This is a genomic window from Pseudomonas frederiksbergensis (genome assembly GCF_003732705.1).
Taxonomy (GTDB): Bacteria; Pseudomonadota; Gammaproteobacteria; order Pseudomonadales; family Pseudomonadaceae; genus Aquipseudomonas; species Aquipseudomonas frederiksbergensis_F.
Genome location: NZ_MOBR01000006.1, coordinates 393,692 through 409,938 on the forward strand (window position 1 = coordinate 393,692; position 16,247 = coordinate 409,938).

Annotated in this window: 15 protein-coding genes; 5 read left to right on the top strand and 10 right to left on the bottom strand. The window is 58.9% G+C overall.

What is annotated here, in order from left to right:
* Positions 1-24: 24 nt before the first annotated feature.
* Positions 25-1,212, bottom strand: a complete 1,188-nt coding sequence (nhaA, locus tag BK667_RS06735) for a Na+/H+ antiporter NhaA (RefSeq protein ID WP_123507363.1) — start codon at positions 1,210-1,212, stop codon at positions 25-27.
* Positions 1,213-1,459: 247 nt separating this feature from the next.
* Between nhaA and BK667_RS06740 the strand changes: the two genes are divergently transcribed.
* Positions 1,460-2,557 carry a PLP-dependent cysteine synthase family protein gene (locus BK667_RS06740; protein WP_185058181.1) on the top strand — a complete coding sequence of 366 codons (1,098 nt, stop codon included), beginning with the start codon at positions 1,460-1,462 and terminating at the stop codon, positions 2,555-2,557.
* 239 nt (positions 2,558-2,796) lie between these two features.
* Here the strand turns inward: BK667_RS06740 and BK667_RS06750 are convergent, their stop codons facing one another.
* The 3 genes from BK667_RS06750 to BK667_RS06760 all read right to left on the bottom strand — a co-directional run bounded on the left by BK667_RS06750 (position 2,797) and on the right by BK667_RS06760 (position 5,960).
* Positions 2,797-4,410, bottom strand: coding sequence for an NAD(P)/FAD-dependent oxidoreductase (locus BK667_RS06750; protein WP_123507367.1), 1,614 nt, complete (start codon positions 4,408-4,410; stop codon positions 2,797-2,799).
* Between the two features lie 94 nt (positions 4,411-4,504).
* Positions 4,505-5,158: a COG3650 family protein gene (locus BK667_RS06755; protein WP_123597133.1), complete on the bottom strand. Its 654-nt coding sequence runs from the start codon at positions 5,156-5,158 to the stop codon at positions 4,505-4,507.
* Between the two features lie 202 nt (positions 5,159-5,360).
* On the bottom strand, positions 5,361-5,960 hold the full coding sequence (locus BK667_RS06760; RefSeq protein ID WP_123597134.1) for a short chain dehydrogenase: 600 nt from the start codon (positions 5,958-5,960) through the stop codon (positions 5,361-5,363).
* 105 nt (positions 5,961-6,065) lie between these two features.
* Here BK667_RS06760 and BK667_RS06765 point away from each other — a divergent pair, with 105 nt between their 5' ends.
* The 3 genes from BK667_RS06765 (at position 6,066) to acpP (ending at position 7,744) form a co-directional block, all read left to right on the top strand.
* Positions 6,066-6,986, top strand: coding sequence for a LysR family transcriptional regulator (locus tag BK667_RS06765; protein ID WP_123597135.1), 921 nt, complete (start codon positions 6,066-6,068; stop codon positions 6,984-6,986).
* Between the two features lie 247 nt (positions 6,987-7,233).
* Positions 7,234-7,485: a hypothetical protein gene (locus BK667_RS06775; protein ID WP_123507383.1), complete on the top strand. Its 252-nt coding sequence runs from the start codon at positions 7,234-7,236 to the stop codon at positions 7,483-7,485.
* A 19-nt stretch (positions 7,486-7,504) separates the two neighbouring features.
* The gene (acpP, locus tag BK667_RS06780; RefSeq protein ID WP_123507385.1) at positions 7,505-7,744 is read left to right on the top strand and encodes an acyl carrier protein; all 240 of its coding nucleotides are present in this window, start codon (positions 7,505-7,507) and stop codon (positions 7,742-7,744) included.
* A 60-nt stretch (positions 7,745-7,804) separates the two neighbouring features.
* Here the strand turns inward: acpP and BK667_RS06785 are convergent, their stop codons facing one another.
* The 5 genes from BK667_RS06785 to BK667_RS06805 form a co-directional block, all read right to left on the bottom strand.
* Positions 7,805-8,506 (bottom strand): ABC transporter ATP-binding protein, encoded by a 702-nt coding sequence (locus tag BK667_RS06785; RefSeq protein ID WP_059407957.1) that lies wholly within the window; start codon positions 8,504-8,506, stop codon positions 7,805-7,807.
* Complete coding sequence (livG, locus tag BK667_RS06790) at positions 8,507-9,274, bottom strand: high-affinity branched-chain amino acid ABC transporter ATP-binding protein LivG (RefSeq protein WP_123597136.1); 768 nt, start codon at positions 9,272-9,274, stop codon at positions 8,507-8,509.
* Positions 9,271-10,527 (bottom strand): high-affinity branched-chain amino acid ABC transporter permease LivM, encoded by a 1,257-nt coding sequence (locus tag BK667_RS06795; RefSeq protein ID WP_123507389.1) that lies wholly within the window; start codon positions 10,525-10,527, stop codon positions 9,271-9,273. The genes livG and BK667_RS06795 overlap by 4 nt, the downstream gene beginning before the upstream one ends.
* On the bottom strand, positions 10,524-11,447 hold the full coding sequence (livH, locus tag BK667_RS06800) for a high-affinity branched-chain amino acid ABC transporter permease LivH (protein WP_123507391.1): 924 nt from the start codon (positions 11,445-11,447) through the stop codon (positions 10,524-10,526). Before livH ends, BK667_RS06795 begins: the two co-directional genes overlap by 4 nt.
* 232 nt (positions 11,448-11,679) lie before the next feature.
* Positions 11,680-12,807 (bottom strand): branched-chain amino acid ABC transporter substrate-binding protein, encoded by a 1,128-nt coding sequence (locus BK667_RS06805; RefSeq protein WP_123507393.1) that lies wholly within the window; start codon positions 12,805-12,807, stop codon positions 11,680-11,682.
* Positions 12,808-13,157: 350 nt separating this feature from the next.
* Between BK667_RS06805 and BK667_RS06810 the strand changes: the two genes are divergently transcribed.
* The gene (locus BK667_RS06810) at positions 13,158-13,463 is read left to right on the top strand and encodes a DUF2288 domain-containing protein (RefSeq protein ID WP_054615938.1); all 306 of its coding nucleotides are present in this window, start codon (positions 13,158-13,160) and stop codon (positions 13,461-13,463) included.
* A gap of 393 nt (positions 13,464-13,856) precedes the next feature.
* Here BK667_RS06810 and BK667_RS06815 read toward each other — a convergent pair whose 3' ends face one another.
* On the bottom strand, positions 13,857-16,052 hold the full coding sequence (locus BK667_RS06815; RefSeq protein WP_123507397.1) for a hypothetical protein: 2,196 nt from the start codon (positions 16,050-16,052) through the stop codon (positions 13,857-13,859).
* Positions 16,053-16,247: the final 195 nt, after the last annotated feature.

Here is a 16,247-nt window from a genome sequence, read left to right on the forward strand (position 1 = left end):
ATCTCTAGGAGTGTTCTCTGTTACTCAGGATTGCAGCGCGGCGCTTTTGCGACTCGCCGCCGCCGTCACCGCATACCCAATCAACGCCGCCAGAATCGAACCGGTCAAGATCCCCATCCGGTCCATCCCGGCGTAGTCGCTGGCACCCGGCACAAATGCCAGGGAGCCGACGAACAGGCTCATGGTGAAACCAATCCCGCAGAGGATCGCGACGCCCAGCACCTGGCCCCAATTGGCGCCTTGGGGCAGGGCGGCGATGCCGATTTTCACGGCCAGCCAGGTCAGGCCAAACACGCCGAGGGTCTTGCCCAATAGCAAACCGACCGCGATGCCCATCGGTACGTGGTGGGTGAAGCTTTCCACGGTCACGCCGCTCAGGGACAGGCCGGCGTTGGCGAAGGCGAACAGCGGCAGAATGCCGTAGGCCACCCACGGGTGCAGCGCATGCTCCAGGGTCATCAGCGGCGAAGGTTCGGCGTTTTTCGTGCGCAATGGAATGCAGAACGCGAGAGTCACGCCGGCCAGGGTCGCGTGGACACCGCTCTTCAGTACGCAGACCCACAGGATCAGGCCGATGATCATGTACGGCCCAAGCTTGACCACGCCGAGCCGGTTCATCGCGATCAACGCGACGATGCAGGCCCCGGCCAAGGCCAGCGACAACGTCGACAATGTGCCGGAGTAGAAAATCGCGATGACGATGATGGCGCCGAGGTCATCGATGATCGCCAGGGTCATCAGAAACAGCTTCAGCGACACCGGCACGCGCTTGCCGAGCAAGGCCAGCACGCCGAGGGCGAAGGCGATGTCGGTGGCCATCGGGATGGCCCAGCCACCCAGCGCCGACGGATCGTCACGATTGAGGAACCAGTAGATCAACGCCGGCACCACCATGCCGCCAATCGCCGCTGCGCCGGGCAGGACGATTTGCGAGGGTTTCGACAACTGGCCGTCGAGGACTTCGCGTTTCACTTCCAGGCCGATCAGCAGGAAGAACATCGCCATCAGGCCGTCGTTGATCCACAGCAGCAGGGGCTTGGCGATTTTCAGCGCGCCGATCTGGGCCACCACGGGGGTGTCCAGCAAGCCGTTATAGAGCCACGACAACGATGAGTTGTTGATGATTAGAGCCAGGGCTGCGGCGGCGATCAGTAACAGACCGCTGGCAGCTTCCAACTGAAAGAAACGCGTGAACGTGCTACGCAGAGGCAAGGTCGCTCTCCATCGATGAATTCAAAAGGTGGCACACCCTAACCCGTACCGTTAGTTGTTAAAACAAAAGTTATATTCTTTTTTGTTATATGCCGTTACAACGCTAACGGCTGCAAGGCCCAATGAGCACTGAGCCTAGCAGTTGCCGGACGTATTGGACCTCAGCTGTATCTGTGCGTGATGTAGGTTTTTTCCTAAGCTTGGGGGCTGAGCCTTGCAACAAGGCCGCCCCTACAACGAGATCATCATCATGAGCGACACCCGACAGTGGGCCCGCGAAGCCATCCGGATCATCGAAGCCGACTTCCAGCGCAGCGCCGACACCCACCTGATTCCCTTGCCGCTGCCGGGTTTGCCGGGCATCGAGTTGTATTTCAAAGATGAATCCAGCCATCCCACCGGCAGCCTGAAACATCGACTGGCCCGTTCGCTGTTCCTCTATGCGCTGTGTAATGGCTGGCTCAAGCCCGGCGCGCCGGTGATCGAGGCGTCCAGCGGTTCGACGGCGATTTCCGAGGCTTACTTCGCCCGTTTGCTGGGCTTGCCGTTTATTGCGGTGATGCCCGCGACCACTTCCAAAGAGAAAATCGCGCAGATTGCTTTCTACGGCGGCAAGAGCCACTTGGTGGACGATCCGACCCAGATCTACGCCGAGTCCGAGCGACTGGCGCGGGAAAACGATGGTCACTTTATCGACCAGTTCACCTATGCCGAACGCGCCACCGACTGGCGGGCGAACAACAACATCGCCGAATCGATCTTCCAGCAGATGCGCTTCGAACAGCACCCGGAACCGAGCTGGCTGATTTCCAGCCCCGGCACCGGCGGCACCACTGCGACCCTGGGCCGTTACGTGCGCTATCGCCAGCATTGCACCCGTGTGCTGTGCGCCGATGCCGAGCGTTCGGTGTTTTTCGACTATTACCAGACCGGCGATGCGAGTTTGCGCCTGGACTGCGGTTCGCGGATTGAAGGCATTGGCCGGCCACGGGTGGAAGCGTCGTTCCTGCCCAAGGTGATCGATGCGATGGTCAAGGTGCCGGATGCCTTGTCCCTGGCGGCCATGCATTACCTGGCGCAACGCCTGGGTCGGCGTGTGGGCGGGTCGAGCGGGACCAACCTGATCGGCGCCTTGATCGCGGCCCAGCAAATGGTCGCGGCGGGGGAGTCGGGGTCGATCGTGGCGATTTTGTGCGACGGCGGCGAACGCTATGCGACCACCTATTACGACCAGGATTGGCTCAAGGGCCAGGGATATGAATTGAGTGGGCTGATCGATGCCGTGGCAGCAAGCGTCGAACGCGGCGAGCCACTGCCGGCCACCGTGCTGCGCGCCAACATCTGACGTGACGATCGTTCCCACGCTCTGCGTGGGAATGCCTCACCGGACGCTCTGCGTCCGCCTTTTGGACGCGGAGCGTCCCAGGCTGCATTCCCACGCGGAGCGTGGGAACGATCGTGAACACCGTCCCTGTAGGAGCGAGGCTTGCCCGCGAAGAACGATAACGCGGTCTTTCAGATAGACCGAGGTGCATTCTTCGCGGGCAAGCCTCGCTCCTACGGGGTTTTGTGTTGTTCCCGGGATCAGGCCTCGAGGCCAAGGATGTCGCGAGCTACCGCTTCGGCAATCCGAATCCCATCAACCCCCGCCGACAAGATCCCACCCGCATAACCCGCGCCTTCACCGGCCGGGAACAAGCCTTTGACGTTCATGCTCTGCATCGATTCGTTACGGGTAATCCGCAACGGCGACGAGGTGCGGGTCTCAATCCCGGTCAATACCGCGTCATGCAGCGAATAACCACGAATCTGCTTCTCGAACGCCGGCAAGGCTTCGCGAATCGCTTCGATGGCAAACGCCGGCAAGGCCAGGGCCAAATCACCCAGGGCAACCCCCGGTTTGTAGGACGGTTCGACGCTACCCAGCTCGGTGGACGGCTTGCCCGCAATAAAGTCGCCAACCAGTTGCGCCGGGGCTTCGTAGTTGCTGCCGCCCAGCACAAAGGCGTGGGATTCCAGGCGTTCCTGCAACTCGATACCGGCCAGCGGGCCGCCCGGGTAATCGACTTCCGGGGTGATGCCGACGACGATCCCGGAGTTGGCGTTGCGCTCGTTACGCGAGTATTGGCTCATGCCGTTGGTGACCACGCGGCCCGGCTCGGAGGTCGCCGCCACCACGGTGCCGCCCGGGCACATGCAGAAGCTGTAGACCGAACGGCCGTTCTTGGCGTGGTGCACCAGTTTGTAATCTGCCGCCCCGAGTTTCGGGTGGCCGGCGTATTTGCCCAGGCGCGCGCGGTCGATCAGCGACTGCGGGTGTTCGATGCGGAAACCCACCGAGAACGGTTTGGCTTCCATGAACACACCACGGCTGTGGAGCATGCGGAAGGTGTCCCGGGCGCTGTGGCCGAGGGCCAGGATCACGTGTTTGGAATGGATCTGCTCGCCGCCATTGAGCTCGACGCCGACCAGTTGGCCGTCCTCGATCAACACGTCGGTGACCCGCTGCTGGAAGCGCACTTCGCCGCCCAGCGCACGAATCTGCTCACGCATGTTTTCCACCACGCCGGTCAGACGGAACGTACCGATGTGCGGTTTGCTGACGTAGAGGATTTCTTCCGGCGCGCCGGCCTTCACGAACTCATGCAGGACTTTGCGGCCGATGAATTTCGGGTCCTTGATCTGGCTGTAGAGCTTACCGTCGGAGAACGTCCCCGCGCCGCCTTCACCAAACTGCACGTTGGACTCAGGGTTGAGCACGCTTTTACGCCACAGGCCCCAAGTGTCCTTGGTGCGCTGGCGTACTTCGGTGCCGCGTTCGAGGATGATCGGCTTGAAGCCCATTTGCGCCAGCAGCAACCCGGCGAAAATCCCGCACGGCCCGAAACCGACGACGATCGGGCGCTGCGCCAGATCGGCCGGCGCCTGGCCGACCACTTTGTAGCTGACATCCGGCGCCACGTTGACGTTACGGTCATCGGCGAACTTGTGCAGCAGCGCGGCCTCATCCTTGGCGGTGAGGTCGATGGTGTAGATGAAGCACAGTTCGGAGGACTTTTTGCGCGCATCGTAGCTGCGCTTGAACAAGGTGAAATCGAGCAGGTCATCACTGGCGATGCCCAGGCGCTGCACGATGGCAGGGCGCAGGTCTTCTTCGGGATGGTCGATCGGCAACTTGAGTTCGGTGATTCGTAACATGACAGGATCCGGTTCGCGGGGCGCACAACTGCGCCAAGGCGTTTGAAGGCGGCGATTATAAGCCCCAAACGCCGGCCCCGTGAGGCAAAAACGATCAGTCGCTACGCGCGCCGCCGAAATACCCGCAGCCGCGCTGCACCTGGCCGTCGATTCGCAGCTCGGCGCTCATGTGCTGGATGCTGCCGGTGCTGCTGTCGACGCAACGATTGGGCGCGACCCACAGTTCAATGTGCTTGCCGTTGGCTTCGCTGCTGAGATTGAAACGGCCATCGCCCAGTTGCTCTTCAACGTACGGCACCGCCAGCGGCGGCTCACCGACACGGTCGATGACCATGCCTTTACCGCTGACCTTGACGTTCCACTCCGGCCCATGACCGGCGGCCCGCAGGATCAACAGTTTGAAATTGGGATCGTCGCACGCCGTGCCCGAGCGCTCGACGCGGTACAACTGCGCAAGGTCAAGGCTGCTTCCATTGATCTTGCCACGCACGTCGGCGAACAATTTGCCCTGATCATCGGCCAGGCTCGCGGCCTCTTGCAGCACGCTGGTGCCGCCGGTGTCGTTGACCACCAGACTGCGCTGTTCATTGCACGGCTGAAACATCAGTTTGCCGTCCGCCGCGATCAACTGGCCCTGCATGCGGGTCTGGCCCACGTGGGAGGCGCTCTGCCGCGGGCCGTCGAACAACTGGCACGCGGCGAACAACGGAAGCAGGGCAACGAGGACGAGGGAACGGGCAACACGCATCTTTGGTTCTCCAGACAAGTGCCGCCACGTTACGCAGCCTGACCGTTCATCACAACCCCGCCTTTCGACGATCCTTGTAGGAGCAAGACTTGCCCGCGATGGCGTCCTTAAGCTCACCGCGTGTAGGAGCAAAGCTTGCTCGCGATAGCGATCTCAAGGACGCCATCGCGGGCAAGCCTTGCTCCTACGGATTGGGGTGGTCTTAACCGACGTGGAATGTCTGACCGGTCTGCAAGCCTTCGACACTTTTGGCGTAGGCCAATGCCACATCCGCCGCAGGAACCGGCTTATAGCCACGGAAGTACGGCGCATAGCTGCCCATGGCTTCGAGCAATACAGTCGGGCTGATCGAGTTCACCCGCAGACCACGAGGCAGTTCGATGGCGGCGGCACGGACGAAGCTGTCCAGCGCACCGTTGACCAATGCAGCCGAAGCGCCGCTGCGAATCGGGTCGTGGCTGAGCACGCCGGTGGTGAAGGTGAACGAGGCACCGTCATTGGCGAATTCGCGGCCGATCAGCAGCAGGTTAACCTGGCCCATCAGCTTGTCTTTCAGGCCCAGGGCGAAACTGTCGGCGGTCATTTCGTCCAGCGGGGCGAAGGTCACGTTGCCGGCGGCGCAGACCAGCGCATCGAACTTGCCGGTCTTTTCAAACATCGCACGAATCGAGGCGCTGTCGCTGATATCCACATGCAAATCACCGCTGTTGCGGCCAATGCGGATGACTTCGTGACGTTGCGACAACTCTTTGTCGACCGCCGAACCGATGGTGCCGCCTGCGCCTATCAAAAGAATCTTCATCGTGCTGTTCCTCGAAGTGGTTGAACGAGGCTTAAGTCTAGAGTGGATTTTCTGCTTGATAAGCGCGCTAATGGGCAACCTTTGGTTTTCAAATGGAAACAATCCATGAGCGAAATGGATGACCTGGCGGCGTTCGCGGTGTTGATCGAAGCCGGGAGTTTTACCTTGGCAGCCCAGCAATTGGGCTGTAGCAAGGGCCAGCTCTCAAAGCGAATCAGTCTTCTGGAGACGCGGTTTTCCGTGGTCCTGCTGCAACGCACTACGCGCCGATTGAGTCTCACGGCAGCCGGCGCTGCGCTGTTGCCGCAAGCCCAGGCGCTTGTAGTCCAAGTGGAACGAGCGCGTCAGGCATTGGCGCGATTGAAGGACGACATGGCCGGGCCGGTGCGCATGACGGTTCCCGTGTCACTGGGGGAAACCTTCTTCGATGGTTTGTTGCTGGAGTTCTCCAGCAAATACCCCGAAGTGCAGATCGAACTCGACCTGAGCAACAACTTTCGAGACTTGTCCCGCGATGGTTTTGACTTGGCGGTTCGCTCCGAGGTGGGCAACGACGAGCGCCTGGTGGCCCGACCGCTACTGGCCTGGCACGAAATGACCTGTGCCAGCCCGGCCTACCTCGAGCAATACGGCGAACCGTTGACCCCGCAATCACTCGCCGAACACCGCTGTTTACTTAACAGCCATTACAGCGGCCGCGAAGAATGGCTCTATCACCAGCAGCACGAATTGCTGCGGGTTCGCGTCTCGGGACCGTTCGCGAGCAATCACTACAGCTTGCTGAAGAAAGCCGCCCTGGCCGGCGCCGGCATTGCGCGGTTGCCGTCGTACCTGCTGCAAGCGGAATTGGCTGACGGCCGTTTGCGCTGGCTCCTGCGGGATTATCAGACCCGTCGCATGCCGATGTACCTGGTGCATCCGTATCAGGGCGGGTTGCCGAAACGCACCCAAGTATTGGCCGACTATCTGATTGGCTGGTTCAAACGCAGTGGTGAGGCGTTGGACAGACTCCAACACACCCCATAACCCTGTGGGAGCGGGCTTGCTCGCGAAGGCGTCGTGTCAGGCAACATCTATATTGACTGACCCACCGCCTTCGCGACCAGGCTCGCTCCCACAGGGGATTTGTGGATATACGTGATAAGAGTTTTTGGAATAAACAGAAGTTGTTCATCGTGATTAGTTATCGACACCTGTTATTTCTGACAGTAGAAAACTGCTCAATCGGCTAATACATTGAAAGTCAGGCAGGTTACTGAACAGGAGCAATGTCATGAACAAAGTCGAGTTGAATGACTATCTGGAAACAATGATCCACGTAAAGTCAAAAGTCATTGTCGAGCGCAGAATGCTCGATGGCAGCGCGGCCTTGGGCGAGTTGACGATGTATTACTGCCTTCGCCGAATTTTGAAAGGCAAAGCGACGCTTCAAGATATGGGCGTTCTGCATGCCGTTAGTAACATGCTGCAGGTCGCTGGGGTCCTTGGTCCGAACGAGACGCTTGGTTCAAGAATTGAAAATTGATGATCAGGGAGCGAGAGAAATGTCAGACATAGAAGCGCGTGTAAAAAGAATAATTTGTGACAATTTGGGCGTGAAGCCGGAAGAGTTGAAGAACTCCAACAGCTTTGTTGAAGATCTAGGCGCCGATTCCCTGGATACGGTTGAACTTGTCATGGCGCTGGAAGAGGAATTTGAAATAGAAATTCCTGACGAAGAAGCTGAAAAAATTACAACCGTTCAGGCCGCGATAGACTACGCAGAAAGTCAATTGGGTCTGTAGTCGCTGTCAGTCAGAGCAAAAAAAACGGCCCGAAGGCCGTTTTTTATTCACCGCAAAACCTCAACCACCCAAGTACGCCTCACGCACTTTCGGATCAGTCAGCAGCGCTTCACCAGTCCCTTGCATCACCACTCGCCCGTTCTCCAGAACGTACGCGCGGTCAGCGATTTTCAGTGCCTGGTTGGCGTTTTGCTCCACCAGGAACACCGTCACACCGTCCTTGCGCAGTTGTTCGATGATGTCGAAGATCTGCTGGATGATGATCGGTGCCAGGCCCAGTGACGGCTCGTCGAGCAGCAACAACTTGGGCTTGCTCATCAGCGCACGGCCGATGGCGAGCATTTGCTGTTCGCCGCCGGACATGGTGCCGCCGCGTTGGGCAAAGCGCTCTTTCAGGCGTGGGAAAAGTCCGAGAACCTTGTCCATCTGTTCCTGATAATCGCCCTTGTCGGTGAAGAAGCCGCCCATGGCGAGGTTTTCTTCCACGGTCAGACGGGCGAACACCCGACGACCTTCCGGCACCACGGCAATGCTCTTGCGCATGATCTGCGCCGAGGTCTGCCCCACGAGTTCTTCACCCATGTATTTGATGCTGCCGCTGTGGGCTTGCGGCGAACCGCACAGCGTCATCAGCAGAGTGGATTTGCCCGCGCCGTTGGCACCGATCAGGGTGACGATTTCGCCCTGGCGGATTTCCACGTTGACGCTGTGCAGGGCCTGGATCTTGCCGTAGAAGGTGGAAACGTTTTCGAATTGCAGCATTTACGCTTCCCCCAGGTAGGCTTTGATCACTTCAGGATTGTCGCGGATCTGTTCCGGCGTGCCGGTGGCCAGGGGCGTGCCCTGGTTGATCACGACAATGTGGTCGGAAATGCTCATGACCAGTTTCATGTCGTGTTCGATCAGCAGCACGGTCACATCATGCTCGTTGCGCAGCACGCTGATCAGCGCCTTGAGGTCTTCGGTTTCCTTCGGGTTCAGGCCGGCGGCCGGTTCGTCGAGCATGAGGATCCGCGGGCGGGTCATCATGCAGCGCGCGATTTCCAGGCGACGTTGCTGACCGTAGGCCAGGGTGCCGGCCGGACGGTTGGCGAAAGCCGTGAGGTTGACCTTGTCCAGCCAGTACTCGGCGAATTCCATGGCCTCGCGCTCGCTCTTGCGGAACGCCGGGGTCTTGAACAGACCGGCCAGGAAGTTGGTGTTCAGGTGGCGGTGCTGGGCGATCAAGAGGTTCTCGACCGCCGTCATGTCCTTGAACAGCCGCACGTTCTGAAAGGTACGCACCACGCCTTTGCGGGCGATCTCATGGCCGGGCAGGCCTTCGATGGCCTGGCCGTCGAGCAGGATGCTACCGCCGCTCGGCTTGTAGAAACCGGTCAGGCAGTTGAACACGGTGGTCTTGCCGGCGCCGTTCGGGCCGATCAATGCCACGACCTGTTTCTCGTGCACGGTCAGGGCCACGCCGTTGACCGCCAGCAAGCCGCCGAAGCGCATGCTCAGATTTTCGACTTTTAGGATCTCGCGGCTCATTTGCGCAGCTCCATGTGAGGACGTTGCATGGGCAGCAGGCCTTGAGGACGCCAGATCATCATCAGCACCATCAAGGCGCCGAACATCAACATGCGGTATTCACTGAACTCACGCATCATTTCCGGCAACAGGATCATCACCGTGGCGGCGAGCACGACACCCAGTTGCGAGCCCATGCCGCCCAGCACCACGATGGCGAGGATGGTCGCCGATTCGATGAAGGTGAAGGACTCCGGTGTCACCAGCCCCTGACGCGCGGCGAAGAAGCTGCCGGCAAAACCGGCGAAGCAGGCACCGAGGGTAAACGCGGAGAGTTTGATGATGGTCGGGTTCAGGCCCAACGCACGGCAGGCGATTTCGTCTTCACGCAGCGCTTCCCAGGCACGGCCCAACGGCATGCGCAGCAAGCGGTTGATCACGAACAGCGCGAACAGCGCCAGCAACAACGCGATCAGGTAAAGGAAGATCACCTTGTTGATCGAGTTGTATTCCAGGCCGAAGTACTCGTGGAACGTCTGCATCCCTTCAGCGGCTTTACGCTCGAAGGTCAGGCCGAAGAACGTGGGCTTCTCGATATTACTGATGCCATTCGGGCCACCGGTGATATCGGTCAGGTTACGCAGGAACAGACGGATGATTTCACCGAAGCCCAAGGTCACGATCGCCAGGTAGTCACCGCGCAAACGCAGGACCGGGAAGCCGAGCAGGAAGCCGAAGGTGGCCGCCATCAGCCCGGCAATCGGCAGGCAGATCCAGAAGCTCAGACCGTAGTAGTGCGACAGCAGCGCATAACTGTAGGCGCCGACGGCGTAGAAACCGACGTAACCGAGGTCGAGCAGACCAGCCAGGCCGACCACGATGTTCAGGCCAAGGCCCAGCATCACGTAGATCAGCACCAGCGTCGCGATGTCCACCGCGCCGCGCGAGCCGAAGAACGGCCACACCAGGGCACCGACGATCAGCGCAATGATGATCCAGCGCTGGGTGGTCGGCAGGGTCAGGAAGTTACTGGCCTTGGCCGGCATCACTGGCATGTTTGGCGAGGATTTCCACGCCGCGCTGATCTGCTGGTCGAACAGCACCCGCAGGAACATCAACACCGAACACACGGCGATGGTGATCAGCGTTGAGGTGCTGGTGCCATGGACTTCGAGGTTGATGCCGACGATGGTCAGCTTCAACCCGAGTACCGGATACGCAACAGCCCAAACTAACAGCGCACTGAACAACGCCTGTTTAAGATTCCTAGTCATACTTTTTCAACCTCCGGACGGCCCAACAGGCCGGTAGGCCGGAACAACAACACCAGAACCAATAGGCCGAACGCCACGACGTCCTTGTACTGGTCGCCGAAGATATCGGCACCAAAGGCCTCCGCTACCCCGAGCACAATCCCGCCGAGCATGGCTCCGGGGATGCTGCCGATACCGCCCAGTACCGCAGCGGTGAAGGCCTTGAGGCCGACGAGGAAACCGGCGTTCGGGTTGATCACGCCGTATTGCATGCTCAGCAGCACGGCCGCGACGGCCGCCAGTGCGGCACCGATGACGAAGGTCAGGGCGATGATGTTGTTGGTGTTGATGCCCAGCAGGTTGGCCATCTTGATGTCTTCGGCACAGGCGCGGCAGGCACGACCCAGGCGAGAGCGGGAGATGAACAGCGTCAGGCCGAGCATGGCGACCAGGGTCACCACGAACACCACGATTTGCATGTAGGAAATCAGCACTTCTTGTGCGCCACCTGGCCCGATGGAGAAATTGCCGGGGATCAGGTTGGGGATGGATTTGTCCTTGGAGTCTTGCGCCAGCAGAACCGTGTTCTGCAGGAAGATCGACATGCCGATGGCGGAAATCAGCGGGATCAGACGGTTGCTGCCGCGCAAGGGGCGGTAGGCGATCCGTTCGATGCTGTAACCGTAGGCACTGGTGACAACGATGGTGGCGAGGAAAGCGGCGGTCATCAACAGCGGAACACTGTCGAGTCCCATCATGGACAGGCCCGCGATGGCGATGAAAGCCACGTAGGAACCGATCATGTACACCTCGCCGTGGGCGAAGTTGATCATTCCAATGATGCCGTAAACCATCGTATAGCCGATGGCGATCAGGGCATACGTGCTGCCAATGGTCAGACCATTAACCAGCTGTTGGAAGAAGTGATAGATGTCAGGCATTACAGCGCTCCTAAAAACCTGATACGCATTTCACTGGTGGAGTCATTTTCCCGCTCGAGCCCCGTGGATCTGCATCCACTTCGAATTCGAGGTTTGCCAGCGAACCGCTGATGACGGTTTTGAGATTTTCAGGTGGGGAGACTGGCGGATCACGCCAGCGCGGCCCAATACGTTCGTAAAACAAAGCCCACGGCACGCCGTGGGCTTTATTGGCAGTCAGTCAGGCAACGCCTTACTGAGGCGAAACTTCAGTTTTAGGTTTGCCGAAGTGCCACTCGTAGACCACGAATTTGAAGTCTTTCAAGTCGCCCTTGGCGTCGAAGCTCAGGTCGCCAGTCGGGGTTTTGAAAGTGCCGGCGTGGATGGCAGCAGCCACTTTGGCAGGGTCTTCGCTCTTGGCGGCAGTGATACCACCGGCGATGACTTCAACGGCCGAGTAGGCCGGGAACACGAACGGACCGCTCGGGTCTTCTTTCTTGGCTTTGAACGCGTCAGCCAGGGCGACGTTGGCCGGATCCTGGTCGAAGGATTTCGGCAGGGTCACCAACAGGCCTTCGGAAGCGTCCTTGGCGATCTGCGAAATGGAGTCGTTACCCACGCCTTCCGGACCCATGAACTTGGCTTTCAGGCCTTTTTCCTGGGATTGACGCAGGATCAGACCCAGCTCCGGGTGGTAGCCGCCGTAGTAGACGAAGTCGACGTTGGCTTGCTTGAGCTTGGCGATGATCGAGGAGAAGTCCTTGTCGCCGGCGTTGATGCCTTCGAACACGGCAACTTTAACGTTTTTGCCTTCAAGGGTTTTCTTCACGGCGGTGGCGATGCCTTCACCGTATTGCTGTTTGTCGTGCAGCACAGCAACGATTTTCGGTTTGACGTGATCGGCGATGTAGTTACCGGCGGCAGGGCCCTGGGCGCTGTCCAGACCGATAGTACGGAAGATCATTTTGTAACCACGGGCGGTGATGTCCGGGCTGGTGGCAGCCGGGGTGATCATGATCACGCCTTCGTCTTCGTAGATGTCCGAAGCGGGTTGAGTGGAGCTGGAGCACAGGTGACCGACCACGAACTTGACGCCGTCGTTGACGACTTTGTTCGCTACAGCCACGGCTTGTTTCGGATCGCAGGCATCGTCGTATTCAACAGCTTCGAGCTTCTTGCCGTCGACGCCGCCCTTGGCGTTGATTTGTTCGATGGCCATTTTGGCGCCACTGAACTGCATGTCGCCGTATTGGGCTACCGGGCCGGTTTTAGGGCCGGCGATACCGATCTTGATGGTGTCAGCTGCGAACGAATGGCTGGCAACCCCGGCCAGAACCATAGCGGCAAACAGTTTGGAAATCTGCTTAGTAGCCTTAGTCATAGTGCTCCACTCTTACTGTTGTAGTTTTTATAGTCCTGGCGCCGTAGCAGCAGAACCGGGTCAGATATCTTGGATATCCTCCGGAAAATGCCCCCGGCAACTGTACCGGTACAGTGTAGAGCGCCGATTGTTAGCCTGGGAAGGCAGCGCCGGGGGGCAAAACCTGAGGGTGTCGCTATTTTGAAAGAAATATACAGAAATGCGGCGGGTTGTTAGCTGGCTAATCGCTTGATTCATCAGCATTCCTTGGCTTTCCTGCGCTTTTCATTCGGTGACTCAATTGCATCCGGGTTTTTCTGCCGGACCACCGACGTTATCATTCGCGTCGATTTCTTTTCCGGACAGGACCCATGACTCAAGAACCTAGCACCCTCTATGCCAAACTGCTTGGTGAGACCGCATCTATTACCTGGAAGGAACTGGAACCGTTCTTCGCCAAGGGTGCCCTATTGTGGGTCGACCCGAGCCTGGATTTGATCGCCGCCGCCGAAGCCGTGGCGACGGACGAAGGCGAGAAAGTCGCTGCCTGGCTGGCCGCCGACACACTCGCCAAGCTCTCTGAAACGCGGGCGCTGGATCTTTTCGAGCGCGATCCGCAGCTGTGGGCCGTGGTGGTTTCGCCGTGGATTCTGATCCAGGAAAGGGCGACGAGCTGACAGGTTGCACCAAATAAGTGCGCCGCTTTATCGGCTAAAAGTGTGTAGGTGAGTAGCGTGATGGCATGTTGCCGTAGAGAAAGGCCACAGAAGGGTCTTGAAGAGGGTGACGTGCACGTAACGGGAACAGTTTTATGAGCAGCCTGCGGGCTGCTTAATTGTTTCTGGATGTGATCGTTCCCACGCTCCGCGTGGGAATGCAGCCCGGGACGCTCCGCGTCCCAAAAGCGGACGCGGAGCGTCCATTGAGGCATTCCTACGCATTAGCGGTGAAGTTGAGGCCGCCATCGCGAGCAAGCTCGCTCCCACAGGGACCGCGTTCCGTCTGGAGGAATGCGGTCCTTGTGGGAGCGAGCTTGCTCGCGATGGCGGCGACTCGGTCTTGCGCTTGGCTTAGAAAGTCTTGCCGGTGTGGTTATTGAGCGAAATAACCTTGGTCTTGCCAATCCGGTGACGATAAATCTCACGCAGGTATTTGATCGCTTTCTTCACGCAATCACGGGACAGGCGAATGTCGTTGATCGACACGAACTTGTCCTTGTCGCTGATCAGCTCGCGGTACTTCTTCTCGTACATCGGTTTGATCGCGTACCAGTTGGTGTCGAGGATCTTCGCCGGGTTTTCGAACTCGTTGAGCAAGTCGTCGATCAGGTCTTCGTCGAAGTCTTCATGGATGATGAAGTCGAGGATCGAGTTGTCCAGGGTTTCATCAAAGCGGTACGGGTTCTTCGCGAAGCAGCGCTTGATGAAGGCCACGATCAGGGTCAGGAAGTCGTCCGACAGGCACGGGCTCTTGGCGATCAGGGTGGTCAGCGACAGGTTGGCCGAGGCGCCGATCACCAGCGCGTAACGCTTGAGCGTGGTGTTGGGGAACAGGCTGTTGAGGTGGGTCTTCAAGCGGTTCAGGTCCATGTAGGACAGCTTGTAGTCCTTGGGCAACGACACGATCGACACCACCGATGAGCAGTTCTTGAAGAAGTGCAGGTCGTGCAACGCGGCCGCGTCATACCCGGAATTCTTGTACTGCTCAAGCGAGGCGCGATAGCGCTTGGACTCGATCGGCAACAGGCTGATGCCTTCGATGGCCTGGGTGACCTTGTTGAAGTGCGGCAGGTCGATGGAGCGGAAGAACAGGTCGTCGATGTTCAGACGCTGTGGCTCTTTATCGAACACCTTGAATTTGTCGCTGCTCGGCGCCGGGGTTTCCGGCACCACGGACTCGGCGTAGGCAATCGCCACCGGGCCGGCCAGGCTCATGAACAGGTCGTTGGCGTCCAGGCGAATGGTTTCGCCGATGTCGATGCCGGCACGTCGGAAATAGTTCTGGTCGTAGTCAGTCGTGACCGCTTGCGCCGTCAGAATGTTGAAGATCTGCTGCGAGATGTATTGGTTGGCGTGCTTTTCCATCGCATTGACATCAATGTTCTGGATGTTGCCGTCATCGCTCTCTTCGGCATAACGCATGATGTCGTTGGAGATCAGCATCATCGCGTTCCAGGGGCGGATCCGCCCCATGACGCTGGCTTCGCTGCTGTCTTCATTGTCGAAGTTGTACGAAAAGTCCCATTCTTCCGACAGGTATTTGCACAGCAGGCGCCCGGCGTTGATGTGCAGCGCCTCGGACATTTCGCTGCGATGGTCGGAAATGTTTGGCAGCACGCAAATGCCGCTGGTGAAGATCGGCTCGAAGACAAAGGCGTGGCCGCTTTTACTGTCGTGCTCGTCCATCGGCTTGGTGTCGAACGTCTTGTTCATGTACGAGTGCTGCTGGGCCAGGCCGAATTCCGAGGCCATGCCCGAACCGGTACCGCCGCCGGCGCTGAAAATCGAGAAATACAGGCGCGACTGGTTGGCCTTGATCCCGCAGCTGTCGATCAGGTACGAGTGAATCATCTTCCAGTCGGGGCTGGAGAACCGCTGGGTGTCCTTGTTCAGGATGATCTTGGCCAGGTACTGGCCGAGGATCGGCGCGTTACCGGCGCCACCGGCGTGGACTTCCGACAAGTCCATGATTTTCATTTTGCTGTAGTCGCGCAGGAAGCCGCTTTTTTCACCCTTGCGCGAGAAACGGATGCGACCGGCGATGTCCTTATCCAAGTCGCCGAGCATCACCAGCGGCTCGACCAGGAACACTGGTTTGGTCGCCTTGTTCGGCCCCAGGCGCAGGTTGTTACGAATCCACTGCGCCGGGCTGTAGCCTTTTTCGGCGTAGCGTTTGTCCGGTGACAGGCGATCTTCGTTATTGAATTCGTTGAGGTAGAACTTGCGCGCGTTGTACACCAGTTCGGCCACGTCCAGCGCAATGTTCGAACCGCAACGGCCCAGGCCGATCAGGCACACCGACGGGAATTCCTGCTCGCTGTGTTGTTCGCCGTCGCCTTCCAGGTGCGGTGGGCGCGGGAACACCATGTCGCGCAGACCATCGAGGTTATCGAGGATGCGGTCGGTATTGGTTTCGGTGAAGTACAGGTACTGCTGGGTCGCCAGCGGGCGCGACGGGATCAATGGCTTCGACGATGAAGGGCTGTTGGCCGCTGGGCTCAACGTCAAATCGGATACCGCAGTGGCCGGATTATTTTTAGAAGTCATTGTGCGCCATGTGCCTGGACTGGTTGGCTCGACAACAAGGTGTCATCGAACTTCACGGAATGTGTTTACGCGTCTTTTTGCGCGTGCAAATTGCCCAAGCGACAGGGCGTTGGCCGGTGCGCCGCTCAGGGGAGTCCATTCCTGATTTATGATGGATCGGCCAGTATTCGGCGATCTTTAATCAAAAGGAGGCAA

Coding starts and splice junctions, on each gene's coding strand:
- BK667_RS06815 (WP_123507397.1), bottom strand. CDS start 16,052: ATGACTTCTAAAAATAATCCGGCCACTGCGGTATCCGATTTGACGTTG.
- livG (WP_123597136.1), bottom strand. CDS start 9,274: ATGAGCCGCGAGATCCTAAAAGTCGAAAATCTGAGCATGCGCTTCGGC.
- BK667_RS06750 (WP_123507367.1), bottom strand. CDS start 4,410: ATGTTACGAATCACCGAACTCAAGTTGCCGATCGACCATCCCGAAGAA.
- BK667_RS06765 (WP_123597135.1), top strand. CDS start 6,066: ATGAGCGAAATGGATGACCTGGCGGCGTTCGCGGTGTTGATCGAAGCC.
- BK667_RS06795 (WP_123507389.1), bottom strand. CDS start 10,527: ATGACTAGGAATCTTAAACAGGCGTTGTTCAGTGCGCTGTTAGTTTGG.
- BK667_RS06810 (WP_054615938.1), top strand. CDS start 13,158: ATGACTCAAGAACCTAGCACCCTCTATGCCAAACTGCTTGGTGAGACC.
- BK667_RS06755 (WP_123597133.1), bottom strand. CDS start 5,158: ATGCGTGTTGCCCGTTCCCTCGTCCTCGTTGCCCTGCTTCCGTTGTTC.
- BK667_RS06775 (WP_123507383.1), top strand. CDS start 7,234: ATGAACAAAGTCGAGTTGAATGACTATCTGGAAACAATGATCCACGTA.
- BK667_RS06785 (WP_059407957.1), bottom strand. CDS start 8,506: ATGCTGCAATTCGAAAACGTTTCCACCTTCTACGGCAAGATCCAGGCC.
- acpP (WP_123507385.1), top strand. CDS start 7,505: ATGTCAGACATAGAAGCGCGTGTAAAAAGAATAATTTGTGACAATTTG.
- livH (WP_123507391.1), bottom strand. CDS start 11,447: ATGCCTGACATCTATCACTTCTTCCAACAGCTGGTTAATGGTCTGACC.
- BK667_RS06805 (WP_123507393.1), bottom strand. CDS start 12,807: ATGACTAAGGCTACTAAGCAGATTTCCAAACTGTTTGCCGCTATGGTT.
- BK667_RS06760 (WP_123597134.1), bottom strand. CDS start 5,960: ATGAAGATTCTTTTGATAGGCGCAGGCGGCACCATCGGTTCGGCGGTC.